The organism is Pseudomonas sp. 8AS (genome assembly GCF_902506505.1).
GTDB lineage: Bacteria > Pseudomonadota > Gammaproteobacteria > Pseudomonadales > Pseudomonadaceae > Aquipseudomonas.
This window is the reverse complement of record NZ_LR733406.1, coordinates 2105307-2132171: the sequence shown is the minus strand read 5'-3', so window position 1 is coordinate 2132171 and position 26865 is coordinate 2105307. Positions and strand designations below refer to the sequence as shown.

The 26865-nt window shown below is 63.1% G+C and carries 23 protein-coding genes and 4 tRNA genes; 4 read left to right on the top strand and 23 right to left on the bottom strand.

Translation table 11 applies throughout. From position 1 onward, the window contains the following. Window positions 1–268 precede the first annotated feature (268 nt). Window positions 269–1711: a magnesium transporter gene (gene mgtE / locus GV001_RS10005; RefSeq protein ID WP_160079472.1), complete on the bottom strand. Its 1443-nt coding sequence runs from the start codon at window positions 1709–1711 to the stop codon at window positions 269–271. A 318-nt stretch (window positions 1712–2029) separates the two neighbouring features. Here mgtE and GV001_RS10000 point away from each other — a divergent pair, with 318 nt between their 5' ends. Continuing rightward, the gene (locus GV001_RS10000) at window positions 2030–2530 is read left to right on the top strand and encodes a DUF4124 domain-containing protein (RefSeq protein WP_160079471.1); all 501 of its coding nucleotides are present in this window, start codon (window positions 2030–2032) and stop codon (window positions 2528–2530) included. 40 nt (window positions 2531–2570) lie between these two features. On the opposite strand, the gene GV001_RS09995 is transcribed toward GV001_RS10000, so the two are convergent. The 19 genes from GV001_RS09995 to GV001_RS09905 all read right to left on the bottom strand — a co-directional run bounded on the left by GV001_RS09995 (window position 2571) and on the right by GV001_RS09905 (window position 19869). Continuing rightward, a tRNA-Arg gene (locus GV001_RS09995) sits at window positions 2571–2647 on the bottom strand. A gap of 72 nt (window positions 2648–2719) precedes the next feature. Further along, a tRNA-Arg gene (locus tag GV001_RS09990) sits at window positions 2720–2796 on the bottom strand. Window positions 2797–2867: 71 nt separating this feature from the next. Continuing rightward, a tRNA-Arg gene (locus GV001_RS09985) sits at window positions 2868–2944 on the bottom strand. A 53-nt stretch (window positions 2945–2997) separates the two neighbouring features. Next, a tRNA-Ser gene (locus GV001_RS09980) sits at window positions 2998–3088 on the bottom strand. Between the two features lie 62 nt (window positions 3089–3150). Continuing rightward, on the bottom strand, window positions 3151–3336 hold the full coding sequence (gene csrA / locus GV001_RS09975; RefSeq protein WP_069517029.1) for a carbon storage regulator CsrA: 186 nt from the start codon (window positions 3334–3336) through the stop codon (window positions 3151–3153). Window positions 3337–3519: 183 nt separating this feature from the next. Beyond that, the gene (locus GV001_RS09970) at window positions 3520–4758 is read right to left on the bottom strand and encodes an aspartate kinase (RefSeq protein WP_160079470.1); all 1239 of its coding nucleotides are present in this window, start codon (window positions 4756–4758) and stop codon (window positions 3520–3522) included. 110 nt (window positions 4759–4868) lie between these two features. Beyond that, window positions 4869–7484: an alanine--tRNA ligase gene (alaS, locus tag GV001_RS09965; protein WP_160079469.1), complete on the bottom strand. Its 2616-nt coding sequence runs from the start codon at window positions 7482–7484 to the stop codon at window positions 4869–4871. A 152-nt stretch (window positions 7485–7636) separates the two neighbouring features. Beyond that, window positions 7637–8629, bottom strand: a complete 993-nt coding sequence (gene astE, locus GV001_RS09960) for a succinylglutamate desuccinylase (protein WP_160079468.1) — start codon at window positions 8627–8629, stop codon at window positions 7637–7639. A gap of 14 nt (window positions 8630–8643) precedes the next feature. Beyond that, window positions 8644–8931 carry a topoisomerase II gene (locus GV001_RS09955; RefSeq protein ID WP_160079467.1) on the bottom strand — a complete coding sequence of 96 codons (288 nt, stop codon included), beginning with the start codon at window positions 8929–8931 and terminating at the stop codon, window positions 8644–8646. Between the two features lie 14 nt (window positions 8932–8945). Continuing rightward, on the bottom strand, window positions 8946–10292 hold the full coding sequence (gene astB / locus GV001_RS09950; protein ID WP_160079466.1) for an N-succinylarginine dihydrolase: 1347 nt from the start codon (window positions 10290–10292) through the stop codon (window positions 8946–8948). Continuing rightward, the gene (gene astD, locus GV001_RS09945; RefSeq protein WP_160079465.1) at window positions 10292–11755 is read right to left on the bottom strand and encodes a succinylglutamate-semialdehyde dehydrogenase; all 1464 of its coding nucleotides are present in this window, start codon (window positions 11753–11755) and stop codon (window positions 10292–10294) included. Before astD ends, astB begins: the two co-directional genes overlap by 1 nt. Window positions 11756–11757: 2 nt before the next feature. Continuing rightward, entirely contained in the window at window positions 11758–12780 is a 1023-nt protein-coding gene (astA, locus tag GV001_RS09940; protein WP_160079464.1) for an arginine N-succinyltransferase, read from the bottom strand. A gap of 88 nt (window positions 12781–12868) precedes the next feature. After that, window positions 12869–13900, bottom strand: coding sequence for an arginine/ornithine succinyltransferase subunit alpha (aruF, locus tag GV001_RS09935; protein ID WP_160079463.1), 1032 nt, complete (start codon window positions 13898–13900; stop codon window positions 12869–12871). A 153-nt stretch (window positions 13901–14053) separates the two neighbouring features. Next, window positions 14054–15274 carry an aspartate aminotransferase family protein gene (locus tag GV001_RS09930; RefSeq protein ID WP_160079462.1) on the bottom strand — a complete coding sequence of 407 codons (1221 nt, stop codon included), beginning with the start codon at window positions 15272–15274 and terminating at the stop codon, window positions 14054–14056. A gap of 472 nt (window positions 15275–15746) precedes the next feature. After that, window positions 15747–16736, bottom strand: coding sequence for a transcriptional regulator ArgR (gene argR / locus GV001_RS09925; RefSeq protein ID WP_160079461.1), 990 nt, complete (start codon window positions 16734–16736; stop codon window positions 15747–15749). A 17-nt stretch (window positions 16737–16753) separates the two neighbouring features. Continuing rightward, window positions 16754–17518: an arginine/ornithine transport ATP-binding protein AotP gene (gene aotP / locus GV001_RS09920; protein ID WP_160079460.1), complete on the bottom strand. Its 765-nt coding sequence runs from the start codon at window positions 17516–17518 to the stop codon at window positions 16754–16756. Window positions 17519–17558: 40 nt separating this feature from the next. Continuing rightward, the gene (locus tag GV001_RS09915) at window positions 17559–18257 is read right to left on the bottom strand and encodes an ABC transporter permease (protein ID WP_160079459.1); all 699 of its coding nucleotides are present in this window, start codon (window positions 18255–18257) and stop codon (window positions 17559–17561) included. Between the two features lie 9 nt (window positions 18258–18266). Further along, entirely contained in the window at window positions 18267–18956 is a 690-nt protein-coding gene (locus GV001_RS09910) for an ABC transporter permease (protein WP_160079458.1), read from the bottom strand. A gap of 136 nt (window positions 18957–19092) precedes the next feature. After that, window positions 19093–19869, bottom strand: coding sequence for an ABC transporter substrate-binding protein (locus tag GV001_RS09905; RefSeq protein WP_160079457.1), 777 nt, complete (start codon window positions 19867–19869; stop codon window positions 19093–19095). A gap of 636 nt (window positions 19870–20505) precedes the next feature. Between GV001_RS09905 and GV001_RS09900 the strand changes: the two genes are divergently transcribed. From GV001_RS09900 to GV001_RS09890, 3 genes are all read left to right on the top strand, one after another. Beyond that, window positions 20506–21042: a hypothetical protein gene (locus GV001_RS09900; protein WP_160079456.1), complete on the top strand. Its 537-nt coding sequence runs from the start codon at window positions 20506–20508 to the stop codon at window positions 21040–21042. Between the two features lie 929 nt (window positions 21043–21971). After that, window positions 21972–22613 carry a DUF1326 domain-containing protein gene (locus tag GV001_RS09895; protein WP_160079455.1) on the top strand — a complete coding sequence of 214 codons (642 nt, stop codon included), beginning with the start codon at window positions 21972–21974 and terminating at the stop codon, window positions 22611–22613. Window positions 22614–23364: 751 nt separating this feature from the next. Beyond that, window positions 23365–23955 carry a hypothetical protein gene (locus GV001_RS09890; RefSeq protein WP_160079454.1) on the top strand — a complete coding sequence of 197 codons (591 nt, stop codon included), beginning with the start codon at window positions 23365–23367 and terminating at the stop codon, window positions 23953–23955. Window positions 23956–24012: 57 nt separating this feature from the next. On the opposite strand, the gene GV001_RS09885 is transcribed toward GV001_RS09890, so the two are convergent. The 3 genes from GV001_RS09885 to GV001_RS09875 all read right to left on the bottom strand — a co-directional run bounded on the left by GV001_RS09885 (window position 24013) and on the right by GV001_RS09875 (window position 26862). Continuing rightward, the gene (locus GV001_RS09885) at window positions 24013–24948 is read right to left on the bottom strand and encodes a quinoprotein relay system zinc metallohydrolase 1 (RefSeq protein ID WP_160079453.1); all 936 of its coding nucleotides are present in this window, start codon (window positions 24946–24948) and stop codon (window positions 24013–24015) included. A 26-nt stretch (window positions 24949–24974) separates the two neighbouring features. Then, complete coding sequence (locus GV001_RS09880) at window positions 24975–25739, bottom strand: quinoprotein dehydrogenase-associated SoxYZ-like carrier (RefSeq protein WP_160079452.1); 765 nt, start codon at window positions 25737–25739, stop codon at window positions 24975–24977. A gap of 241 nt (window positions 25740–25980) precedes the next feature. Then, complete coding sequence (locus tag GV001_RS09875; protein ID WP_160079451.1) at window positions 25981–26862, bottom strand: ABC transporter substrate-binding protein; 882 nt, start codon at window positions 26860–26862, stop codon at window positions 25981–25983. Window positions 26863–26865 lie beyond the last annotated feature (3 nt).

The following is a 26865-nucleotide window of genomic DNA, read 5'->3' as shown; positions in this document are numbered from 1 at the left end:
TAAGTGACCGGATGCTAGTTGCAAACCCGTGAAAGCAGGCCATCCGACACTAGAGTCGACACTGACGCTCTGGATATGAAATACGCCCCGGCCTTGCCTGTAGTCGTATCAATACCACCGAGTCGATGATGACGGAGCTTCAGAGCATTCTTGAAAAGTGCTGAGATGTGACTGAGGCATAGCCAAAATCGCGGCGGATCTTCCATGGGCAAGCACGATGACCCTTTATGAAAAAACCGCCCGCAGGCGGCTTCTCTGCCCCTCGGATCTACAGCAAAAAGATGGTGGCCAGGCCGAGAAAAATGAAGAAGCCACCACTGTCGGTCATCGCCGTGATCATCACGCTGGCCCCCATCGCCGGATCGCGCCCCATGCGCGCCAGGGTCATGGGGATCAACACGCCCATCAGGGCCGCCAGCAACAGGTTGAGGGTCATCGCCCCGGTCATGACCAGGCCCAGCGACCAGCTGTTGTAGAGCAGGAAGGCAACCACGCCGATCACCCCACCCCAGACCAGGCCGTTGACCAGCGCCACGCCCAGCTCCTTGCGCATCAGGCGCGAAGTGTTGCCGGTACTGATCTGATCCAGCGCCATCGCGCGCACGATCATGGTAATGGTCTGATTCCCCGAGTTGCCGCCAATCCCAGCCACTATGGGCATCAGCGCCGCCAGGGCCACCAGCTTTTCGATGGAACCCTCGAACAACCCGATCACGCGGGAGGCGACAAAGGCGGTGATCAGGTTGATCGCCAGCCAGGACCAGCGGTTACCGAGCGATTTCCACACCGAGGCGAAAATATCCTCCTCTTCGCGCAGACCGGCCATGTTGAGCACTTCGGTCTCGCTCTCCTCGCGGATCAGGTCGACCATTTCGTCGATGGTCAAGCGCCCGATCAGCTTGCCGGCAGCATCGACTACAGGCGCGGAAACCAGGTCGTAGCGCTCAAAGGCCTGAGCCGCATCGTAGGCATCCTCATCCGGAGCGAAACTGACCGGATCGCTGGCCATGACTTCGCCGACCTGCTTGTCCGGATCGTTGACCAACAGGCGCTTGATCGGCAGCACACCCTTGAGGATGCCGTCGTAATCGACCACGAACAGTTTGTCGGTATGGCCCGGCAGTTCCTTCAGGCGGCGCAGGTAGCGCAGCACCACTTCGAGACTGACGTCCTCGCGGATGGTGACCATCTCGAAGTCCATCAGCGCCCCGACCTGATCCTCCTCGTAGGACAGCGCCGAGCGCACGCGCTCGCGCTGCTGCGCATCGAGGGACTCCATCAGCTCGAGGACCACATCGCGCGGCAGCTCGGGGGCCAGATCCGCCAGCTCGTCGGCGTCCATTTCCTTGGCCGCGGCGAGGATCTCGTGATCATCCATGTCGGCGATCAGCGATTCACGAACGGCATCGGAAACTTCGAGGAGAATGTCGCCGTCACGCTCAGCCTTGACCAGCTGCCAGACGGCCAGGCGCTCATCGAGCGGCAGGGCTTCCAGAATATGGGCGACGTCGGCCGAGTGCAGCTCATCGAGCTTGCGCTGCAGTTCGGCGAGATTCTGTCGATGGACCAGGTTTTCCACCAGGTCCCGGTGCTGGCCTTCCTGGCGATGCGCCAGGCTTTCAACCAGCCGGTGACGATGCAGCAATTCAACCACCTGGGCCAGGCGGTCTTGCATGCTCTCTTGCGGCTTTTTGGCTTCTACTTCAGTCATATGGCGCGCTCCACCCCAGCAGCAGAGCACGCCACGGGGATCAATCAGTCAATACGCGATTGGGCAATCGGAATTTTGAGTAACTACTGGGTAAGTCCATGGTGGTATTCCACAAGCCCCGGCGGAGCTGACAGGGCAATGATAGCACTCCAGGCCAGCCCATACGCGACAAAATCGTGTCTAGAACAAGCGCTTGCACCACACACTTGAGCAAACTTTGAAAGCACGACTCTGACGCCAGACCGGCACCGCGAGACACCACTGGCGACAGCTCCAAGATCAGCTAGGCTTGCCCGGGAACGTCAAGGAGGACGCCCCATGCTGCGATCAATCTGCGCAGGAATTTGCGCAACCCTGCTATTGCCCACCACAAATGCTCTCGCCTCGACCGTGTTCCGCTGCGAAGACCACAGCGGCCACATCACCTACACCCTGCAGGGATGCCCGACAGATGCCGAGCAGGCCCTGCAGAGCGCAGACAACCCCACGCCAGGCCGAGGCAAACCGGTTCCGCTAGCCAAGGACAACCGCAGCAAGAGCAGCACGCACAAGGGCGACAGCCGTGAGACACCAGTAGTCGTAGTGGGCGAGAAACAGGATGGCTGCGGCAACCGCATCACCGGCAGTCAGCGGCGCAGTGCGATGATTCGTCAACAGGTGCGCGCCGGCATGACGCGTCGCGACGTCGAAAGCAGCCTGGGCGAGCCCGACAAGATCACCAGCCAGGATGGCCAGACCCGCTATCACTACGCCGACCAGAAGGGCAATCGACGCCAGGTCACCTTCGACGAAGCCGGCTGCGTGAAAGGCAAACGCTGAAATGCAAAAGGCCCGCATCGCTGCGGGCCTTTTGGCTTTATGGTGCACTCAGGAGGATTCGAACCTCCGACCGCTCGGTTCGTAGCCGAGTACTCTATCCAGCTGAGCTATGAGTGCAAGTGGCGCTTTTAGACCAGATCACCGCTGGTTGAATCCTGGAACCCCGCATCACTGCGGCAATCCCCTATATGGTGCACTCAGGAGGATTCGAACCTCCGACCGCTCGGTTCGTAGCCGAGTACTCTATCCAGCTGAGCTATGAGTGCAAATGGCGCTTTTAACCAGATCACCGCTGGCTGAAACAAAATGGCCTGCATCACTGCAAGCCATTCCGATTTGGTGCACTCAGGAGGATTCGAACCTCCGACCGCTCGGTTCGTAGCCGAGTACTCTATCCAGCTGAGCTATGAGTGCATGTAACGCTTGCACTGTAGACATCCAACATCAACGCCTGCAGCACTAAATAATGGCGGAGAAGGGGGGATTCGAACCCCCGACACCCTTTTGAGGTGTACTCCCTTAGCAGGGGAGCGCCTTCGGCCACTCGGCCACCTCTCCGCAACACGGGGCGCATGATAACCATGTTTTCCCCGTTTGCAAAGCCAAAATTTCGAGAAAAATTAGTGGCTTGGTTCGTCGCCTTTCTCTTTCTGGATGCGCTGGTAGATTTCTTCCCGGTGCACGGCCACTTCCTTCGGAGCGTTAACGCCGATGCGCACCTGGTTACCTTTCACACCTAGCACAGTGACGGTCACTTCATCACCGACCATCAGGGTCTCTCCAACCCGGCGAGTCAGAATCAGCATTCCTTTCTCCTTACGGACTTAGTTCAGGACAACAATCTGCAGAAATAAAATGGTGGCAGCCCCGCCAATATCAAGCCGGAACCTTCACCCAAGTATTGACCAGCATCGACAAAAGGAAAGCCCCCGTCGCACCGCTCAAAAAAAGCAAAAGGCGCGGACTAGCCGCGCCTTTCGGACAACGCTTCACTCACCCTGTCGGGCCGGAGCGTCCAGCTCGAAGGCAGTGTGCAATGCGCGCACGGCCAGCTCCAGGTATTTCTCCTCGATCACCACGGAAACCTTGATTTCCGAGGTCGAGATCATCTGGATATTGATGGTTTCCTTGGCCAGCGCCTCGAACATGCGACTGGCGACGCCGGCATGGGAACGCATGCCGACCCCGACGATGGAGACCTTGGCGATATTGGTGTCGCCACTGACCTCGCGGGCTCCCAGTTCGCGCGCGGTGCTTTCCAGCACGCTGTAGGCGTTCTGGTAGTCGTTGCGGTGCACGGTGAAGGTGAAATCGGTGGTGTTATCGTGCGCCACGTTCTGCACGATCATGTCCACTTCGATATTGGCGGCACTGATCGGGCCGAGGATCTTGAAGGCCACGCCCGGGATATCAGGCACGCCACGGATGGTCAGCTTGGCTTCGTCGCGGTTGAAAGCGATGCCGGAGATGATCGGCTGTTCCATGGATTCCTCTTCATCAAGGGTAATGAGGGTGCCCGGACCCTCCTGGAAGCTGTGCAACACGCGCAGCGGAACGTTGTACTTGCCGGCGAACTCCACCGAGCGGATCTGCAGCACCTTGGAGCCGAGGCTGGCCATTTCCAGCATCTCCTCGAAGGTGATCTTCTCCAGGCGACGGGCCTTGGGCACCACGCGCGGATCGGTGGTGTAGACGCCGTCGACATCGGTGTAGATCTGGCATTCGTCGGCCTTCAGCGCCGCCGCCAGGGCCACGCCGGTGGTGTCGGAACCGCCACGACCGAGGGTGGTGATGTTGCCCTGCTCGTCCACACCCTGGAAACCGGCGACCACCACCACGCGACCGGCCTTGAGATCGGCACGGATACGCTGGTCGTCGATCTGCAGGATGCGCGCCTTGGTGTGCGCGCTGTCGGTGAGGATGCGCACCTGGTTGCCGGTATAGGACACCGCCGGCACGCCGCGCTGGATCAGCGCCATGGCCAGCAAGGCGATGGTCACCTGCTCGCCGGTGGAGACCATCACGTCCAGCTCGCGCGGCACCGGCTGACCATCGCTGACCTGCTTGGCCAGTTCGATCAGGCGGTTGGTTTCGCCACTCATGGCGGACACCACGACGACGATGTCATCGCCGCCTTCGCGGAACTTCTTCACCTTGTCGGCCACCTGCTGAATACGCTCGACGGTGCCGACGGAGGTGCCCCCAAATTTCTGTACGATCAAAGCCATGTCAAAAAGCCGCCTGATTCCTCAAGGGCGCCCATTAGACCCGCATCGGGCCACACTGCCAAGGCTTGCCGGACGCGCTGCCAGCCTTGGGTATCGCGGATTTATCGAGCTTAGCCGGCGAAAGCGGCAGCCAGGGCCAAGGCCTCATCCAGCTTGCCGGCGTCCACGCCACCGCCCTGGGCCATGTCCGGCCGGCCACCACCCTTGCCACCGACAACGGCGGCGGCCTGGCGCATCAGATCGCCGGCCTTGAGCTTGGCGGTCAGGTCCTGGGTCACCCCGGCGACCAGCACGACCTTGTCGTCCTGCACGCCGCCGAGCAGGATCACCGCGCTGCCCAGCTTGTTCTTCAGCTGATCGACCATGGCCAGCAGGGCCTTGCCATCCAGGCCATCGAGACGCGCGGCCAGCACCTTGATGCCGTTGACCTCGATAGCCGAGCCGGCCAGGTCGTTGCCGGCCGCGCTGGCGGCCTTGGCCTTAAGCTGCTCCAGCTCCTTTTCCAGCTGACGGTTGCGTTCGAGCAGGCCGGCCAGCTTGTCCAGCACGTTGTCGCGACTGCCCTTGACCAGGCTCGCCGCTTCTTTCAGCTGCTCTTCCGCGCCATTCAGCCAGGCCAGCGCCGCGGCGCCGGTGACGCCTTCGATGCGGCGCACGCCGGCGGCCACGCCGCCTTCGCTGGTGATCTTGAACAGGCCGATGTCGCCGGTACGCGACACGTGAGTGCCGCCGCACAGCTCGACGGAGAAACCGCCACCCATGCTCAGCACGCGCACTTCGTCGCCGTATTTCTCGCCGAACAGGGCCATGGCGCCCTTCTGCTTGGCGGTTTCGATATCGGTTTCCTCGGTCTCGACAGCCGAGTTCTTGCGAATCTCGGCGTTGACCAGCTCTTCGAGGGCCTTCAGCTGCTCGGGCTTGATCGCCTCGAAGTGGCTGAAGTCGAAGCGCAGGCGCTGGCTATCGACCAGCGAGCCTTTCTGCTGCACGTGCTCGCCGAGAATCTGGCGCAGCGCGGCGTGCAACAGGTGGGTCGCGGAGTGGTTCAGCGCGGTGGCCTGGCGCACCGAGGCGTCGACCGCAGCCTGCAGCGCGTCACCAACCTTGATCGCACCCTGGGCGACGATGACGTGGTGCAAGAAGGCGCCACCGGCCTTGGTGGTATCGCGCACATCGACGCGCACGCCAGCAGCTGTCAGGTAACCGGTGTCACCGACCTGGCCGCCGGATTCGGCGTAGAAAGGCGTCTGGTCGAGGACGATCACGCCCTCCTCGCCTTCGCCCAAGCTGTCCACCGCCGCGCCGGCCTTGAACAGCGCGACGACCTTGCCGGCCCCCTGGGTGCCCGCATAACCGGTGAAGACGGTATCCACGTCGACCTTGACCAGGCTGTTGTAGTCCAGGCCGAAGGCGCTGGCGGAGCGGGCACGCTCGCGCTGGGCGTCCATCTCGCGCTCGAAGCCTTCCTCGTCGAGGGTCAGCTCGCGCTCACGGGCGATGTCGCCGGTGAGGTCCATGGGGAAGCCGTAGGTGTCGTACAGCTTGAAGATCACCTCGCCAGGGATGACGCTACCCTTGAGTTCGGCCAGATCCTGCTCGAGGATCTTCAGGCCCTGCTCCAGGGTCTTGGCGAACTGCTCTTCCTCGGTCTTCAGCACGCGCTCGATGTGCGCCTGCTGCTGTTTCAGCTCGGGGAAGGCCTCGCCCATCTCGCCGACCAGTGCGGCAACGATCTGGTAGAAGAAGCTGCCCTTGGCACCCAGCTTGTTACCGTGGCGGCAGGCGCGACGGATAATGCGGCGCAGCACGTAGCCGCGGCCTTCGTTGGACGGAGTCACGCCATCGGCGATCAGGAAGCCGCAGGAACGGATGTGGTCGGCCACCACTTTCAGCGAAGCCTGGGCCTCGTTGGCGCAGCCGATGGCCTTGGCCGCGGCGTTCAGCAGGCTCTGGAACAGGTCGATTTCGTAGTTCGAGTTGACATGCTGCAGCACCGCGCTGATGCGCTCCAGGCCCATGCCGGTGTCCACGCTCGGCGCCGGCAGAGCGTGCAGCACGCCGTCCGCGGTGCGGTTGAACTGCATGAACACGTTGTTCCAGATCTCGATGTAGCGGTCACCATCTTCTTCCGGCGAACCGGGCGGGCCGCCCCAGATGTGCTCACCGTGGTCGAAGAAGATTTCGGTGCACGGGCCGCACGGGCCGGTGTCACCCATCGCCCAGAAGTTGTCGGAGGCGTACGGCGCGCCCTTGTTGTCGCCGATGCGGATCATGCGTTCGGCCGGGATGCCGACTTCCTTGTGCCAGATGTCGTAGGCTTCGTCGTCAGTGGCGTAGACGGTGACCCAGAGCTTCTCTTTCGGCAGGTTCAGCCACTTGTCGGAAGTCAGGAACTCCCAGGCGTAGGTGATGGCGTCGCGCTTGAAGTAGTCGCCGAAGCTGAAGTTGCCCAGCATTTCGAAGAAAGTGTGGTGGCGCGCGGTGTAGCCGACGTTTTCCAGGTCGTTGTGCTTGCCGCCGGCACGCACGCACTTCTGGCTGGTGGTGGCGCGGGTGTAGGCGCGTTTTTCCAGGCCGAGGAAGCAGTCCTTGAACTGGTTCATCCCTGCGTTGGTGAACAGCAGGGTCGGATCGTTCGCCGGGATCAGCGAGCTGGATGCCACACGGGTGTGCCCCTTCTCTTCGAAGAAGCGGAGGAAGGCTTCACGGATTTCTGCGCTTTTCATGTATTTCTTCCAGGCAAACGACGGCCACGGCAAGCCGGCAAAGGGCCGCATTATATCGGCCCTGCGCGGCAGGCACAGCCTGTTTGCGGGGAAAATGGATAGAAAGCGTCTATTGCACCGCTAGAGGCGGGCCGACAAGGCAGGGCGAGCGGTCAGATGGCGGCCGGAACGATCAGAATCCCGGCGCGCAGGCCATTCCTCACCTTCGGGTTGGGGAAGATGATCCGCGCCCCCGCCTCCTCCACCAGCCAGCGGGTGCCGGCGATGTCTTCGGCCAGCAGGTAGCCGACCGGCAGTTCGCTGAAGTTTTCCACATCGGCGGGCAGGTGCAGGCGGAACGCATCGCTGTGCTTGATCACCTCGCGCGCCACGCTGAACAGCTGCAGGCCATCGAGCGCACTATCGGCCGGTTCGCTGTTCTCGATGATCTGGCGCAGGCGCCGCTCCAGCGGATCGAGGTTGACCCCCTGGTTCTGCCCGAACGGCCGCGCCTTGCCCAGCTCCAGGGTGAAGGCCTCGGCATCCAGGTGGGCGTAGGTGTAGGAGCTGAAGGTGATGCCGACCTTCTTCTGCAGCAGCACCGCCTCGATCCCCGCCGCGCGTAGGCGCGCCAGTTCGCGGGGCGAATGGACACGGCCTTCGGCGTAGGGATAGAGGGCGAACTGCTCGATCTTCGAGCCACGAATGGCGGTGTGCAGGTCGTAGTGCAGGCGCGAGCGCCCGGGCTTGCTGAAGAAGGCCGCGGCCAGGTGCTCCAGCTCGTTGGCGCGTAAGGCCTCGGGGCCACTGCTCTGCTCATGGCGACCGCTGAACAGACGATTGATGTCCTGCTCGATAAAGCGCTCGCCGCGGCGCATGGCCTCCGGGTTGCCGAACAGGAAGAGAATCCGCGCCTGGGGAACCAGCTGGCCGGAGGCTATGCCTTGCAGCAGGCGGTCGAGCAACTCGATCGGCGCCGTTTCATTGCCGTGGATGCCGGCCGACAGCAGCAGGTCGAGGCCGCTGTCGGCACTCACCGACGGCGTCACTTCCAGCGCGCCATTGGCCAGCCAGTGCAGGCGCACGCCCTCGCGGGTCAGTTGAATCTTCTCGGTCGGCTCGCGGCCGGCCAGGGTCAGTTCAAGCAGTTTGCCGAGGGCGAGCATGGCGGCAGGAGTCCTTAGTGGTTGCAGTCCGGACCATGCACATGGTCGTCGTCTTCGTCGCCGACCTCGGCCGGCTCCATTTCCAGCTGCAGGCTGACCAGGTTGGTGGCCAGCGGGCGCAGCAGCAGGTTGGCGTACTCGCTGTCGCCCTCCTCCACGTCCACGCCGATCAGCAGCTGCCCGTTGCCGGCCTGCTGGATCCACACTTCCTTGCCCTGCCAGATCACGGCAAAGCGCGTGCAGGTGGTTTCCAGCTGGGTGCCGTCGGTGTCTTCGAGGATCAGTTGCAGGGCGTCGGACATGGAATAAGTACTCGTTAAGCCAATTGGAAGGGGTAAACCGCGCCCAGTTTAAGGATCTGCGTCAGTTCATCCAATGCCGTGCGGCATTCGATGAGCAATTGCGGATCGGCCAGGTCGCTTTCCGCCAGGCGGTCGCGGTAGTGCTTGCCGACCCAGACGGTCAGGGTTTCGTACAGGCTCGGGGTCATGATCACGCCTGGATTGACCGCCGCCAGTTCGTTGTCCGTGAGCGCCACGCGCAGGCGCAGGCAAGCCGGGCCACCGCCGTTCTGCATGCTCTGCTTGAGGTCGAACACCTTGACCTCGCGAATCGGGCCGTTGCCGCCGGTGAGCTGCTGCAGGTAGCTCCACACGCTGGCGTTGTTGCGGCACTCCTCCGGCACGATCAGCAGCATGTTGCCGTCTTCGCGGGTCAACAGCTGGCTGTTGAACAGGTAGGAGCGCACCGCATCGTCCACCGTCACCGCCTCACGCGGCACGCAGACCGCCTGGAAGTTGCCGCCACGACGAGCGAGCTTGGCGGCCAGTTCGGCCAGCACCCGCTCGGTGTCGAGGAAGGCATCCTGGTGGTAGAACAGCACTTCGCCGTTACCCACCGCGATCACGTCGTTGTGGAACACACCCTGGTCGATCACCGCCGGGTTCTGTTGAGCATAGACCACGCCGTCGTCGCTCAGGCCATGCAGGCGGGCGATGGCCTGCGAGGCTTCGAGGGTCTGCCGCGCCGGGTAGCGCGCAGGCGCCGGGTAGCGACTGTCGAAGGCGCTGCGACCGTAGACGAAGAACTCCACGCCGGCATCGCCATAGCCCTTGCAGAAACGGGTGTGGTTGGCAGCGCCTTCGTCGCCGAACTGGCCGACTGCCGGCAATGCGGCGTGGTGGGCGAAGTGCTGCTCGCTGGCGAACATGGCACCCAGCACGCGACTGGTGGTCGGGTGCTCGATTGAGCGGTGGAACTTGCAGTTGAGGTTGGCGGCGGTGAAGTGCACACGGCCATCGGCGGTGTCGGCACTGGGGCTGACGGTGCAGGAGTTGGCGGTCCACATGCTGGAAGCCGAGCTGACGGCGGCCAGCAGCGGCATCGCTTCTTTCGCCGCCTGGGCGATCACCTGGGCATCGGTGCCGGCGAAACCCAGGCTGCGCAGGGCAGCGACGTCCTGGCGCTCCTGCGGGGCGAACACGCCCTGCTTGAAGCCCATGTCCATCAGCGCCTTCATCTTGCCCAGGCCCTGCAGCGCCGCTTCCTTCGGGCTGGACGCCGCCTGGCTGTTGCTCTGCGACGCCACGTTGCCGTAGGACAGGCCGCCGTAGTTGTGGGTCGGGCCGACCAGGCCGTCAAAGTTCATCTCATAGGCGGACATCACAGACTCACTCCCGGGGTCAGGGTGGCGGGCAGGCTCAGGGTTTCACTTTCCAGCGAGGCGACCGGGTAGGCGCAGTAATCGGCGGCGTAGTAGGCGCTGGCGCGGTGGTTGCCGGAGGCGCCGACGCCACCGAACGGCGCGCTGCTGGCGGCGCCGGTCAGCTGCTTGTTCCAGTTGACGATGCCGGCACGGCTCTCGATGAGGAACTGCTGGTAGCGCTCGGCGCTATCCGACAGCAGGCCGGCGGCCAGGCCGAACTGGGTGTTGTTGGCCTCGGCGATGGCAGCATCGAAATCGGCGTAGCGGATCACCTGCAGCAGCGGGCCGAAGAACTCCTCGTCGATGCGCTCGGCCACCGCCGTGACGTCGATGATCCCCGGGGTCAGCAGCGCGGCGTTCGCCACCGGCTGGATCATCTCCAGCAGCACGCTGGCGCCCTGGTCGACCAACTGGCGCTGGGCCTTGAGCAGGTGCTCGGCGGCTTGCAGCGAAATCACCGAACCCATGAAGGGCGCCGGCTGCTCGTCGAAGGCGCCGACCTTGATCGTCGAGCTGACCGCCACCAGGCGCGCCAGCAGGGCATCGCCCCACTCGCCCGCCGGCACCAGCAGGCGCCGCGCGCAGGTGCAGCGCTGGCCGGCGGAGATAAAGGCGGACTGGATGATGGTGTACACGGCGGCATCCAGATCGGCGACCTGGTCGACCACCAGCGGGTTGTTGCCGCCCATTTCCAGGGCCAGGATCTTGTCCGGACGCCCGGCGAACTGGCTGTGCAGCAGGTTGCCGGTGCGGCTGGAGCCAGTGAAGAACAGACCGTCGATGCCGGTGCTGGCGGCCAGGGCCACGCCGGTTTCGCGGGCGCCCTGCACCAGGTTGAGCACGCCAGCCGGCAGGCCGGCCTCGATCCAGCACTTGACGGTCAGCTCGGCAACCTTGGGCGTCAGCTCGCTGGGTTTGAACACCACCGCGTTGCCGGCCAGCAGCGCCGGCACGATATGGCCGTTGGGCAGGTGGCCGGGGAAGTTGTACGGACCGAATACGGCCACCACGCCATGCGGCTTGTGCCGCAGCACTGCGGTGGCGTCGGCCAGCGGGCCGCTCTTGGTGCCGGTGCGCTCGCGGTAGCTCTGCACGGAGATGGCGACCTTGTTGACCATGCTGGTCACCTCGGTGGCCGACTCCCACAGCGGCTTGCCGGTTTCCTCGCCGATGGCGCGGGCCAGCTCGTCGCTGTGCGCCTTGAGGGTGGCGGCGAACTGCTCGAGCACGGCGATGCGCTCCTCCAGCGGGCGCCGCGCCCAGGCCGGGAAGGCAGCACGAGCGGCGGCGACGGCCTGCTCGACCTGCGCGGCGCTGGCGCCATTGCCGACCCAGATGCTGGCCTGGGTGACCGGATTGAGGGAGGCGAAGGCCTCGCCCTGGCCGGGCTGCCAGCTGCCGGCGATGAAGTGCGTGCTCATTGTTATTGTGTCTCCTTGGCCGACAGGGGCACGGCGCGCACCTGGGCGCCGACCGCGAGTTGCAAGCGCTTGGCGGTCAGGGCATCGACCACCAGGGTGCCGGCGGCGACGCGCGCCGGGGCGGCGGTGATGCGGCAGTCTTCGCGCTTGCGGTTGTGGATCAGGTAAGGCGTGGCCTCAGCGCCCGGGGTACCGATGGCCAGCACCAGGGTCTGGCTGTTCTGCACCGCGCGGATCTTATCGGTAGGCGCCTCGATGGCCGGGCCGGCGTCGAAGATGTCGACATAACCCTGGTAGTCGAAACCTTCGCCCTTGAGCATGGCCAGCGCCGGCTCGGTGTTCGGGTGGACGCGACCGATGGTGCTGCGCGCATCCTCGGAAAGGAAACAGGTGTAGAGCGGGAACTTGGGCATCAGCTCGGCGATGAAGGCCTTGTTGCCGACGCCGGTGAGGTAGTCGGCCTGACTGAACTCCATCTTGAAGAAGTGCCGGCCCAGCCCCTCCCAGAACGGCGAGCGGCCATTGGCGTCGGACATGCCGCGCATCTCGGCGATCACCTTGTCGCCGAACAGCTCGCGGAATTCGGCGATGAACAGGAAGCGGGCCTTCGACAGCAGGCGGCCATTGAGGCCTGTACGGTAATCGGCATGCAGGAACAGCGAACACAACTCGGAATTGCCGGTGAGGTCGTTGGCCAGGAACAGGGTGGGAATCTCGCGGTGGATCTTCAGCTCCTGCGAGGCGCTCACGATCAGGCCGACCCGGTAGTTGTACCAGGGTTCGCGCAGGCCGACGGCGCCGGCCACGGCGGAGATGCCGACGACCTTACCGTCGTCGTCTTCGAGCACGAACAGGTAGTCGGCATCGGCCCGTTCGGCCTCGCCACGGAAGGTCTTCTCGGCCCAGCCGACCCGATGCGCCAGACGCTCCATGTTGGCCGGCAGGGTGGTCAGCCCGGCGCCGGTGCTGCGGGCCAGGTCGAACAGCGCCGACAAATCGGTGCTACGGACGGGACGAACGATCATAGATCCTCCGGGTAACGGCACGCCTGCTGCGGCCAGCTACGAGTTTGAAAGGCATCCAGGCGTACTGCGCGCAGCACGCCGCTTGTAGTTAAACCGCGACCAGCCTGACGCTGGCACCTTCACCGACGCCCAGGGCCTCGGCCGCCTCGGCGGACAGGGTCACCGGCCTGCCGGGCGCCCAGTCGAGGTCGGCGACGATGGCGCGAAAATCCTGCAGCTGGCCGTTGCTGACCAGGTACTGCCGGCCGCCCTTGCGCGGCTCGCGCTCTTCGCTGGAAGAGACGCGCACCGGCACCACGCGGCTCTGGGCGATCGAGCGGATGCCCGAGGTGCGCGCATGCAGGGTCGGCCCGCCGTCGAAGATGTCGATGTAGTGATCGGTCTCGAAACCTTCGCGCATGAGGATGTCGAAGCTCACCTGGGCCCGCGGATGCACCTGACCCATGGCCTCCTGCGCCTCATCCGGCAGCAGCGGCACGTAGATCGGGTAGTGCGGCATCAGCTCGGCGAGGAAGGTGCGGCTCTTCAGGCCGCACAGGCGCTCGGCCGCGCTGTAGTTGAGGTCGAAGAAGTTGCGCCCCACCGCGTCCCAGAACGGCGAGTCGCCGTGCTCATCGCTGTGGCCGACGATCTCCACCACCACCGCATCGGCGAAACGCTCCGGGTGGCTGGCGACGAACAGCAGGCGGGCCCGCGAGTTGAGCTCGGCACTGGCCGTGTCGACCAGCTCCGGCTGCACGTAGAAACTGCTCAGCAGGCTGTTGCCGGTGAGGTCGTGGCACAACGAAAGCACATGGATCTTGTTGTGGATCGACAGCGACCGCGAGGCGTGCACGAAGGTCTCGTTGCGGAAGCTGTAGAACGGCTCGGAGTAGCCGGCCGAGGCGACGATGCCGGAGCAGCCGACCAGGCGACCGCTGGCGCTGTCCTCGAGGACGAAGAAGTAGCTCTCCTCGCCGTTGAAGCTGACTTCGGCGGCGAACGACGCCTCCGAGGCGGCGATCTTGTCGCTCAGGCGGTCGCTATCGTCCGGCAGTGAGGTCACACCGACCGGGCTATCCGCAGCCAGACGTTGCACTTCGGCAAGGTCGGACAGTTGCGCGGGGCGCATCACCAGCATGGCCTTCTCCTTTCGACAAAAACGCCTTTCGAATAAAAACTCCAGAAACCTCGACGGCTGTCGCTGGAGAAAGACCGGGCCTGGCCCGATCACGCATGGAATCGCTCATCCTGAGGTGACTCGGGCGGCGCTTCCTGCGCCGCCCGGCAGGCATCAGCCCTGGACCAGCTTGGCCACGGCGCGCTCGAAGCGATCCAGGCCTTCGTTGATGTCGGCGTCCCCGACCACCAGACTCGGGGCGAAACGCACCACATCCGGGCTGGCCTGCAGCACCAGCACGCCTTCGGCGGCAGCGGCATCCAGCACGGCCTTGGCCTTGCCCTTCCAGGCCTCGCTCAGCACGCAGCCGAGCAGCAGGCCGAGGCCGCGCACTTCGCTGAACACGCCGTACTTCTCGCCAATCGCCTGCAGGCGGCTGGTGAACTGCTTGTGCTTGGCCTTGACCCCTGCCAGCACGGCCGGGGTGTTGACCACGTCGATCACCGCCTCGCCCACCGCGCAGGCCAGCGGGTTGCCGCCGTAGGTGGTGCCGTGGGTGCCGACCGCCAGGTGCTTGGCCAGCTCGTTGGTGGTGAGCATGGCGCCGATCGGGAAGCCGCCGCCCAGGCTCTTGGCGCTGGAGAGGATGTCCGGGGTGACGCCGTAGTGCATGTAGGCGAACAGCTCGCCGCTGCGGCCCATGCCGGTCTGCACCTCATCGAACACCAGCAGCGCGTTGTGTTCGTCGCACAGCTTGCGCGCACCTTCCAGGTAGGCCCGGTCGGCCGGCAGCACGCCGCCTTCGCCCTGGATCGGCTCCAGCACCACGGCGCAGGTCTTGTCGGAGATCGCCGCCTTCAGCGCGTCCAGATCGTTGTACGGGACATGGCTGATGCCCTGGATCTTCGGCCCGAAACCGTCGGAGTACTTGGGCTGGCCACCGACGCTGACGGTGAACAGGGTGCGACCGTGGAAACTGTTGGTGGCAGCGATGATCTCGCACTTGTCCGCGCCGAACTTGTCGAAAGCGACGCGGCGGGCCAGCTTGAAGGCGGCCTCGTTGGCTTCGGCGCCGGAGTTGCAGAAGAACACGCGCTCGGCAAAGGTGGCATCGACCAGCTTGTGCGCCAGGCGCAGGGCCGGTTCGTTGGTAAACACGTTGGAGATGTGCCACATCGTGTTGGCCTGCTCGGTCAGCGCGCCGACCAGTGCCGGATGGCAGTGGCCCAGCACGTTGACGGCGATGCCGCCGGCGAAGTCGATCAGCTCTCGGCCTGCCTGGTCCCAGACTCGCGAACCCTGGCCACGCACCGGAACGAAAGCGGCGGGAGCATAGTTGGGGACCATGAACTGGTCGAAATCGGCGCGTTGCACCGGATCGTGCTGAACGGACATCGGGGCTCTCCTGAATAAGCAGCACCGGCACTCAATGGCAGGTGATGGAAGGATTGTAGGGGCTCATAACTAGGGCGCATTGCCGCCATGCGACAACTTCTTACAGCGGCAACCCGTGATTTTCCGGGGCTTTCGGCAATGCGACAGAAAGCTCCGGAATTGCGCAGTTTAAACGCTGCGCGGCGGAATCGGGGCAATTCCCTGCCCCCTGCAATCGCCGTGTTGTCTTCGAGGAATGGCACGACAGAGGTCGTTCAGGGCCGGCCGCCCCTGCAACCCGGGCTCGGCGCTTTTCTCGGCACTTGGCTACAGCACGGCACCCTGCCCCGGCGCCACCCGGCCTCCCGACAGGGGTCCGGGCTCCGAGCCGCTTATCAGCAAGCAGGATGGGCTGTAGCGCAGCGATACCCGACGGGACCGCCGATGGGTATCGGCGCTACGCGCCTCAACCCATCCTATGGGAAGGCCAGCCTCAGCCGCGTTCGGCGGCCGCCGGCGCTATCTCGAACGGGCTGGCGCTGCGCCGCTGGTTGCGGTCTTCCCGCGGCGTCGCGCCGAAGAAGTTGCGGTAGGCGCTGGAGAAGTGCGGGCCGGAGGAGAAGCCGCAGGACAGGCCGATCTGGATGATCGACTTACTGGTCTGCATCAGCAGCTGGCGCGCCTTGTTCAGACGCAGCTCCAGGTAGTACTGGCTCGGTACGCGGTTGAGGTACTGCTTGAAGATGCGCTCCAGCTGCCGGCGCGACACGCACACATGGGTGGCGATCTCGTCGGTGGTCAGCGGCTCTTCGATATTGGCTTCCATCAACAGCACGGCCTGGGTCAGCTTGGGATGGCTGGAGCCGATGCGGTTCTGCAGCGGGATGCGCTGGCGCTCGCCACCTTCACGGATGCGCTCGACCACCAGCTCCTCGCTCACCGCCCCGGCCAGCTCGGCGCCATGGTCGCGGGCCAGCACGGCCAGCAGCAGGTCGAGCACGGCCAGGCCGCCACAGGCGCTGAGGCGGTCGCGGTCCCAGTCGAACAGATGGCTGGTGGCAATCGCTTTGGGGAAGCGCTCGGTGAAATCGTCCTGCCAGCGCCAGTGCACGGCGACGCGATAGCCATCGAGCAGGCCGAGCTGGGCCAGCGGGTAGACGCCGGCCGACAGGCCGCCGACCTGCGCACCGCTACGCACCAGCTGCTTGAGCGCAGAGGCCAGCGCCGGCGCCACGCTGGCCGGCGGCTCGTCGGCGAGCAGGAACAGCTTCTGACAACCCTCCAGGCGCCCAGCCCAGGGCTCGCCCGGCAAGCGCCAGCCAGCCTCATCGGCAGGCGGTTCGGCGAGCAGGAAACGCGCCTCGTACACCACTTCCGGGTGCACGCGCTGCGCCACGCGCAGGGCTTCCTCGGCCAGGGCCAGGGTCATGGGCCGGGTTTGCGGCCAGATCAGGAAACCGATGCAGTGGGCAGTTTGCGTCATGATGGGCAGTCTAGTTCCTACTTCAGGCTGCCGGAAAGGAATTGCTTGAGGCGATCCGACTGCGGATTGGCCAGCACTTCCTTCGGACAGCCACGCTCCTCCACCAGGCCCTTGTGCAGGAACACCAGCTGGTTGGACACCTCGCGGGCAAAGCCCATCTCGTGGGTCACCACGACCATGGTGCGACCCTCCTGGGCCAGGTCCTGCATGACCTTGAGCACTTCGCCGACCAGCTCCGGGTCGAGCGCCGAGGTCGGCTCGTCGAACAGCATCACCTCCGGCTCCATGGCCAGGGCGCGGGCAATCGCCACGCGCTGCTGCTCGCCACCGGACATGTGCGCCGGATAGGCATCCTTGCGGTGCGCCACGCCGACCTTGGCCAGGTAATGTTCGGCTTTTTCCAGGGCTTCCTTCTTCGGCACGCCGAGCACGTGCACCGGCGCCTCGATGACGTTTTCCAGGGCACTCATGTGCGACCACAGGTTGAAGTGCTGGAACACCATGGCCAGGCGCGAACGCATGCGCTGCAGCTGCTTGGGATCGGCCGCCTTGAGCGCGCCACCCTTGCTCGGCACCAGCTTCAGCTCTTCGCCGTTGAGCAGGATCTTGCCGCCGTAGGGCTGCTCGAGCATGTTGATGCAACGCAGGAAGGTGCTCTTGCCCGAGCCGCTGGAGCCGATGATGCTGATCACGTCGCCAGCCTTGGCGGCCAGGGACACGCCCTTGAGCACTTCGTGGTCGCCGTAGCGTTTGTGCAGATCCTGGACTTCAAGCTTGTACATGGTCTCGGCTCTCGTATGCGAATGCGGTGAAATCGGTGGCTCAGGCTTTACGCGGAGCCAGGTAGGCCAGCCAGCGGCGCTCGGCCAGTTTGAACAGGCGCACCAGGATGAAGGTCAGGCACAGGTAGAACAGGCCGGCGGTGATATAGGCCTCGAACGGCAGGTAGAACTGCGAGCTGACGGTCTTGGCCGCGCCGGTGATATCGATCAGGGTGACGATGGACGCCAGGCTGGTGGTATGCAGCATCATGATCACCTCGTTGCTGTACTGCGGCAGCGCGCGGCGCAGGGCCGAGGGCAGGAGAATCCGCCGGTACAGCTTGAAGCGCGACATGCCCATGGCCTTGGCCGCCTCGATCTCGCCATGGGGCGTTGCCTTGATGCTGCCGGCGAGGATCTCTGCCGAATAGGCGCTGGTGTTGATGGCGAACGCCAGGCAGGCACAGAAGGTCGCGTTGCTCAGGTACGGCCAGGCAAAACTCTCGCGCACCCCCTCGAACTGGGCCAGGCCGTAGTACAGCAGGTACAGCTGCACCAGCATCGGCGTGCCGCGGATGGCGTAGGTGTACAGCCAGGCCGGCAGATTCACTGCCGAGCGCTTGGACACCCGCATCAGCGCCAGCGGCACGGCCAGGGCCAGGCCGAACGCCAGGGAAATGAGCAGCAGCTTGAGGGTGACCAGCACGCCGCCGAAGTAGAGCGGCAGACTGTCAAATACCACGTTGTAATCGAAGATCATGGCAGCCCCTTAGATTTCCATCGCCTTGACGCCGACCGAATAGCGCCGCTCGAAGTGGCGCAGGACGAACAAGGAAACACTGGTGATGACCAGGTACATGGCCGCCGCCAGCAGGATGTAGGTGAACGGCTCGCGGGTGGCGTCGCCGGCGCTCTTGGCGCGGGCCATCATGTCCTGCAGGCCGACCAGGGAGATCAGCGCGGTGGCCTTGACCAGCACCAGCCAGTTGTTGGTGAAGCCGGGAATCGCCAGGCGGATCATCTGCGGCACCAGGATGCGCAGGAACACCCGCAGCGGACTCATGCCATAGGCCATGCCAGCCTCGCCCTGCCCCTTGGGGATGGCCATGAAGGCACCGCGAAAGGTCTCGGACAGGTAGGCGCCGTAGATGAAGCCCAGGGTGCCGACACCGGCGATGAACGGGTTGATGTCGATGTAGCCGTCGTACTCCAGCAGGGTCGCCACGCGGTTCACCAGATCCTGGCCGCCGTAGAAGATCAGCAGGATCAGCACCAGATCGGGAATGCCGCGGATCACCGTGGCATAGGCATCGCCCAGCCATGCCAGCCACTTGATCGGCGACAGGCGACAGGACGCACCGATCAGACCCAGGGAAATAGCGACCGCCATCGACAGCAGAGCCAGCTGCAAGGTGAGCCAGACGCCATCGAGAATGGTCGAGCCGTAGCCATTGAGCATGAATCAATCCTCAGGGAAATACAGGAAGAACGCCCTTCTCCCTCAGGGGTGGAGCGCGGCGGGCCGGCCGGTTTCAGACGCCCCGCACGCGACCCACGGGCCACCTTCCCCGCAGCGGGGGAAGGTCTTGCCGGTCTTACTTGCCGTAGACGTCGAACTGGAAGTACTTGTCCTGCACGGCCTTGTACTTGCCGTTGGCGCGGATCGCCAGGATCGCCGCACTGATCTTGTCGGCCAGGGCCTTGTCACCCTTGCGTACCGCGATACCCTGGCCTTCGCCGAAGTACTTGACGTCGGTGAAGTCCGGCCCGACGAAGGCGAAGCCCTTGCCGGCATCGGTCTTGAGGAAGCCGTCGTCGATGTTCACCGAGTCGGCCAGGGTGGCATCCAGGCGACCGGAAGCCAGGTCGAGGAAGATCTCGTTCTGCGAGCTGTAGCGCACGATCTCGGCGCCGGCCGCGGCGAACACGTCGGTGGCGTAGCGGTCATACACGGAAGAGCGCTGCACGCCGATCTTCTTGCCCTTCAGGTCAGCCTGCGGGTCCTTCAGCTCGGTACCCGCCTTCATCGCCAGCTTGGCGGGGGTGGCGTAGTACTTGCCGGTGAAGTCCACGGACTTCTTGCGGTCTTCGGTGATCGACATGGACGACAGCACGGCGTCGAACTTGCGCACCTTCAGCGCCGGGATCAGGCCATCGAACTCCTGCTCGATCCACTTGCATTCGACCTTCATCTCCTCGCACAGGGCCTGGCCGATGTCGTAGTCGAAGCCGGTGATGTTGCCTTCCGCAGTCTTGTAGGCGAAGGGCGGGTAGGCGGCCTCGATGCCGATACGCAGCGGTTTGTCTTCTGCCTGCACCAGCGCGCTGAACGCGGACAGCGCCAGGGCGCCAAGAAGTACGATCTTCTTCATGTTGTGACTCCTTCGAATGGGGACATCGTTTGGCGCAACGGGGTTCGCCAGGGCCGTGGGTGAATTGTAGGAAGTGTCGTCGTCTTTGCCGCGCCGAAAAGCACAGCGACAGGCTCGGCCAGGTGGGCGGCATTCTAGCGAGCGCCGGAAGACCGATATTTCCTCAAAGCGACAACAAATTACAGAAGCACCGGAGAGGCGCGCACCGCATCTTGACAGGCCAGGCAAAACATGACCAGAGGGAAAGGAAGATCAACCGATATAACCAGCAATAAATACGCCAATAAACAGAAAAAGCCTCTAGAACGGCATATTCAGAGACTCGCCTGGCTTTCTCGAAGCCCTCGAAGGGGGCACTGTGTTTCCACCCTCCCCCAATCGGGGCGACGCGTTACCCCCGGGTGTTACCCATCCGCCCCGCCCCCGACACACTCTCGGCAACCTGGTAAACGGACTTGGCCAAATCAATTGCTATGCGTTTCATCGAAGCTCTCCCAGCGAACAGGCACCTCGGTCTTATAGAAGAAACGTGGTGCAGGGAGAGTCCATTACAGCCCTCAAGTCGTTCGCTTCGCTCACTCGGGACGTCCAATAGCAGAGCTATTGGCCGCCCCTTAGCCAAACGTTAGGGATCATATGAAAATAACAGTATCAATAGTACTATCTTTACTATTAGTTGGTTGCTCAGGAATTCCATACGACCAAAATAAAAGTCACGCTCAAATTGCTTCAGATCTAAAAATAAAAGAGCAAGAAATTAAAGTTATCAGCAAGTGCAATTTCTATCCATTTGAATACGGAAAAAAAGCGTACGCCAAAATGCGCAGCTGTGTATTTGTGGAAAATTCCGACAGTGTTTTTATTGTAAACTATGACAAAGATGAAAATAGATACTATGCGGAATTCAGCATCAAGCCTGAAGAAATACATTGCACAGCAATTGCTAAAAAAGAACCTGGCAAAGGAATAATATATTTATACGCAGAGAAAAATGCATTTACGGTTGCGCTACTTCATCAGAATAACGACTTAAATCATGAAGCCGTGCTCAAGCTAGAAAAAGAACTAATCAGCAAATCAATACCTGTGCTGGATCTTTCAATATCAATATCCAATCCATTGTACAAATATAAAACTGGCGTTAGCAGTGTATGCCCCCTAACAATGCGCTGAAATCGCTCGCTTCACTCGCTGGGACCGGCGAAGCCGGCCCCTTAGCTTAATCGTTAGGCCCCGCAGTGAGAGTTCATCGCAATGCCTGAGCCTGATCAGATCGACCTATCAACTGCGGCAAATGGGTACGCGTTAGTAAGTACCTTCTCGCGCAGGCAGCGGCTGCGGCTAGGCTTGCTCCTCATGTTTCGCTACGGCTTTCTACGCTGGGGCGTGTATGTCCCGCCCACCACGGACGACGCCGTTTACCCCAGCTTTGTTCGCTGGGGCATGCGCATTCACTCCGGCTGGGACAACTGGATCGGCTACGACCTACTTGCTGCCAACCAGAGAACCGACGCATTTCTCCGCACTTTCTACGCCCGGCACTGTGCACCAAAAGCAGTCGCGCGCGGGGCCTAACCAATCGTATATGGACTCTCCCCACAAGCAGTGAGGAAAGCTTTTTTCGATCCTGTCGTCAGCGCGGTTGCATTCGTATATCCGGCCTTGTCACGGGCAGTGCCCTGGCCATTCTGTAGTTCGCGCAGCGGGGGCCAAGCGTTCAAACGATCCCGAGGATCATGATTGTTATCGGCCTATGCCGAGCAACTGGCCTCGAAAGCCGTTACATTGAGCCAGGACTCTAAAGCCAACTGCTACTGAAAACGAGGAGACGTCGGGTGATAGCGAAGTCATTTCTATCATTGAGTGGAAGTCGACAAAAATTGCAGGCTCACAACTTTCAGTCCTCTTCAAATTCGCAAGCGACAAAATTTACGAAGAGCGATGGTTCATTGACACCGAACAATGGAAGAGCGCTTTCTAGAGCGGCCGCCTAAGCAAGGCCAAAGCAAGGCCAAAGCACTCAACGTGCGCTGCTCGTCGGTTTGACCAGGCACGGAAGCAGGATCATATTGATCAAGTAGTCACTCTGAAAGGAGGACGCCATGGCACATGTTGACTGGTATATCGAGGGCATTGAGGTCAGCAACTGCAATTGTGATTTCGCCTGTCCTTGCCAGTTCGAGTCCCCCCTCCCCACACACGGACACTGTCGCGGCTTCGCCGCCGTTCACGTCGATAAAGGTCACTTCGGGGATGTCGCGCTCGATGGCCTCTGCGCAGCTCTCCTCTATGGTTGGCCTGGCCCCATCTACAAGGGCAACGGCGAGTGTCAGGCTATCGTCGACGAGCGAGCGGACAGGACGCAACGAGAGGCGCTGGCAGCCATCATGTATGGCAAGGAGACGGATGCAGGAGCGACCCATTGGTGGGTGTACACGACGATGTCGAGCACCGTCCACCCTCCACTCTTCAAGCGCTTCGAGTTTGAAACGGACGTCGCGAACAGAACAGCACGCGTGGTCATCGCCGACGTGCTCGAGTCCACGGCCCGCCCGATCAAAAGCCCCGCGACCGGGGCTGAGCATCGTGTCCGCATCAGTCTGCCGGACGGGATCGAGTTCGACCTCGCGGAGATCGCCAGCGGCACAACGCAGACGACAGCCTCAATTGCTCTCGACCTTAAAGACTCCTACTTCCATTTCAACGCCCTGCACCAGTCGGGCAAGGGCGTAGTCCGCTCATAACGGATGTCGATGGAGCGGAGGCAGCGCAACAGGCCCGCCAGATTCAACAACGAGGCCCATTGCCCCTACCTGTCCACCCTGCCCAAGCCCTTCTGTTCATAGTGGTATTAGGGGACAGACCACGTTTTTTAGAGAAGCAGAAGAGAATTAATCGTGGCCTGCCCCCTATTGCCCAAACAGCCGAGCAAGCCCTATCGGTACTAAAAGAAGGCAATGTACCAATAGCGTGTTGTATGCGGTGCCATGGTTAGCTGGGGTGGAAACCAAATCCGCGTAGCGGCAAGAAAGAGCCATCAAGCAGCTCGGAGCCCGAGTCCCCGTCAGGAGGCCGAGTGGAGGTGTTGCGCAGGGGGACGAGCCGCAGGGATGCGGCGAGAGGCTTAAAGGGCCAGGGATGGCCCTTGTAAGCCGCCCCCCGGAGTGGCACCGGAAGGAGGGCACCCGGAGCGAAGCGCAGGGCCGGATGCCGGGGTGCGCTTTCTTTTGCTTACTTTTCTTTGCGCAAACAAAGAAAAGTGAGTCGCCCGGGTGGGCGAAACCCAAACCATCAGCCCGCTCGGCAATCGGCTCGGCAGGGTGCCCCGAGGCCATCAGGTGCGCACAGCGCACCCGTAAAGCCACCTCAACCTGTGGTATGGACAGAGTGCTAACGGCTGGCTAGTGTCAACTGAGCGCATTCTCCCTCGCGCAAATAAATTTGCCGCTATTGCTATCGCTTAACGCGCTATATGTTGTCGCGTTGGTTGCGCACATGTTCAGGAACAACAAGGAGTTGGCAGACGACAAGGAGCATCGCTCGAAACAACCGACAGATAATTACCAGGCACATATGTCGCTTAATTATAGTGAGCCCCGCATGAATCATCTTGAACAACTTACAGCAGAGTGGTACGAATTCCGCGGTTATTTTGTCCGGAGAAATGTACAGGTTGGCCGTCGTCTCAAAGGTGGATATGAGTGCGAGCTAGATGTTGTGGCTTTCTGCCCAAATCGGCAGCATCTTGTGCACGTTGAACCTTCCATGGACGCAAATACCTGGGCAGTCCGGGAAGCACGCTACGCCAAAAAATTTTCTGCAGGAAAGAAATATATCCGTGACGTATTTAAAGGCATTGAACTCCCAAACCACATTGAGCAAATCGCATTGCTCGGTTTTGCAAGCAATGCCAACGTCAAAGAACTTGCTGGTGGAAAGATCGTCACCTCCGCCCAGTTCCTCCAGGAAATAACCTCAGAAATTGGTGGTCTCAAGATCTCAAGCTCCGCTATACCAGAGCAGTATCCACTTCTACGTACTATCCAGTTTGCATATCAACATCGCAAAGCAGCGGGCTGGCACTAACAGTAAAGGCCGGGGTAGCGTTAGGGCGTCCCCGACGCCCGTAGGGTGCACCAGCCGTTATTCCTGCTGGTCCACCCTGCCCAAGCCCTTCTGTTCATACCGCGGATACAGGTGGCTGACGCTGCGGATCAGTTCGTAGCGGCTCAGGCTGACCCCGGCGAAGCGTTCGGGGATCGGCGTGCGCAGCAGTTCGTTCATGTCCGCGCCCTGCGCCGTGCCGTCGCGCATCACCTGGTCGAGCCAGCCGAGGTAGTCGCGCATCTGCACGAAGGGTTGCTGGTCCGTGGCCAGCGGGCCGTGGCCGGGGACTATGACCTTCCAGGGCAGCGCCTGCAGCGTGTCGATATCCGCCAGCCAGACGTCCAGGCCGGGGCTGTTGGGGGTGGTCAGGGCGCGCTGGTAGAACACCAGGTCGCCGGCGAACAGCACGCCGGTGCTTTCGTCGAGGATGGCCAGGTCGGCGCCGGTGTGGCCGCTCAGGGCCAGCAGGCGCAGGCGGTGGCCGCCAACTTCGAGGGTGCCGGCCTCGACGGTCTGGTTGGGCAGTACCACTTCGGTGCCGCGCATCCAGTCGCCGACCAGGCGGTACATGTTCTCGGCCATGGCATTGCCCTGCTCTTCCAGCAACTTTCGCGTGCCGGCCAGGGCGGCGATGGGCACGTCGGCGAAGGCCTGGTTGCCGAGCACATGGTCCGGGTGGTGGTGGGTCAGCAGTAGCAGCTTGACCGGCTTGCCGCTGGTGGCGGCGATGGCCTGGCGCAGGGCCTCGCCGTAGCGCTTGGACGGGCCGCTGTCGATCACCACCACGCCGTCGTCGGTCTCGATGAAGGCGATGTTGACGATGTTGGCGCCGTTGTCCTGGGCGAAGTTGTCGGTGCTGCCCTGCAGCAGCCAGGTGCCGGCGGCGATCTGCCTGGGTTGCAGCGAGTAGGCCAGCTCGGCGTGGACGCAGGCGCTGGCCAGCAGCGCGAGCAACAGCAGGAATGGGCGCATGGTCACCTCATGGGGCCGGTTTGCGATCACGGGTTGGACGTGGGCTGGAAGTCGGCCTGGAATTCGTTGCCGTTGTTGTCGTGCAGCCACAGCTGGGTGCTGGGGTGGCCGCGCACTTCCAGGGTCAGGGTCGGGTTCTCGCTGACCGCCGGGAACAGGTCGAAGCGCGCCAGCACCTCGCCGTTGCTGGCGCGCAGTTCGGCGCGGTCGAGGTAGAACTCGGGCACGCCGCCGACCAGGCCGTTGTCCATGGGGTGCGAGACCTGCAGGCGCAGGCGCTGGTTGGCGCCGCGGGCGAAGCTGCCGCCGAGCACCTGGCCGAGGCGGTCTTCCCAGCCGGGCTGGGCGCGCACCACGCTGGGCGCGGTACAGCCACCGCCGGCAGCATCGATCCAGGCCGAGCCGACATGCCACACGCCGTCTTCGCCGAGCAGTGCGGCGCGGATCGGCGTGGCCTGTTCGACGCGGATGCGGATGGCCAGCAGCGGCACGATCTCGGCGCTGGGGTAGAGGGTGAACACCTGCGGGATGGGGTTGAGTTCGGCCCACAGCAGCATGCGGCTGAAGCGCCCGGGCAAGGCACGGGCGTCGATTTCCACCGGCACCTGGCGCGAGTCCTCGGCGAACGGCGGCACGCTGACCTTGACCCGCTCATCGAAGACGAACGGCGCGCCGCCGAGCAGGCGGGTGTGGTGGAAGTCCCACATCACCGAGGGCAGCGGATCACCCTCGACGGCCGCCGCCAGCAGCGGCAGGCCGACCAGGCCGAGGAGCAGGGAGCGTCTGTGCATCGTGCCTCCGTTCAATCCATTGGCTGTGGGGGTACGGGGTTGCATGGTTTTTTGTAGGAAGGGCCTTGGCCGCGACAGGCGGGCCGCTCCGGGGTGGTTCTGATCGCGGCTGAAGCCGCTCCCACAGGAAGCACGAACGCCGAGTTGCCTGGGCTTTTGTGGGAGCGGCTTTAGCCGCTAATTACAGGCCACTGCGCGTGGGTTCTGGTCGCGGCCAAGGCCCCTCCTACGGCAAAGGCGTTCACTCCACGTCCTGGTACAGGCCGGGAAGTTCGTAGCGCAGGCCGTAGCGGGCATAGAGCTTGGCCATCGCGCCGCCGCGGATCATTTCGTCGAGCTGCTGGTCCACCGCATTGGCCAGCTGGCGGTTGCTTTCGTGCACGGCCATGCCGATGTCCCAGGCCGGCTGGCCGAGGTTGGGATAGGTGTTGTCGGCGTTGCGCAGCTGCGGGTCGACGGCTTCATGCTGCAGCCAGTCGAGTTCGCCGCGCAGGGCCATCACCGCGTCGACCTTGGCGCCGCGCATGGCCTCGAAGGCTTCGCGGGTGTTGGCGTAGTGCTCGGTCATGCCGCTGAGGCGGCCGCCGAGCACCGAGGTCAGGTAGAAGGACGGCACGCTGTCCACCTCGACGCCGACCTTGTGGTACTGGAACAGGCCGATGGTGTCGAGCTGCGGCAGCCGGCGGCTGTCGTGCACCACCTGCCAGCGCTCGCGCTGGTAGGGGCCGAACATCACCACCTGCTCGTTGGCCAGCTCGCCGACGTCGTTGCGCCGGTTGGAGAACTCGCGGTCGTAGGGCACCCGCAGCATCAGGTCGGCCATCACGCCGGGGCGCATGTAGTGGCCCTTCCAGATGAAGTTGCGCAGGTCGTCGTCGAGCTTCTCGCCCGGCGTGACCCACAGCAGCTCCAGCTGCAGGCCCTGCCCCTTGGCCAGGCTCTGCGCCAGGTCGACGTCCACGCCATGGGCCTTGCCGCCCTGCAGGAAGCTGTAGGGCGGGAAGTTCTCGTATACGGCGACCTTGAGCACGCCCGAATCGAGCATGTCGTCGAAGCTGCGCACCTGAGCCTGGGCCTGCGTGCAGAGCAGGGCCAGGCCACACAGCAAAGCGAGCAGGCGCATGGC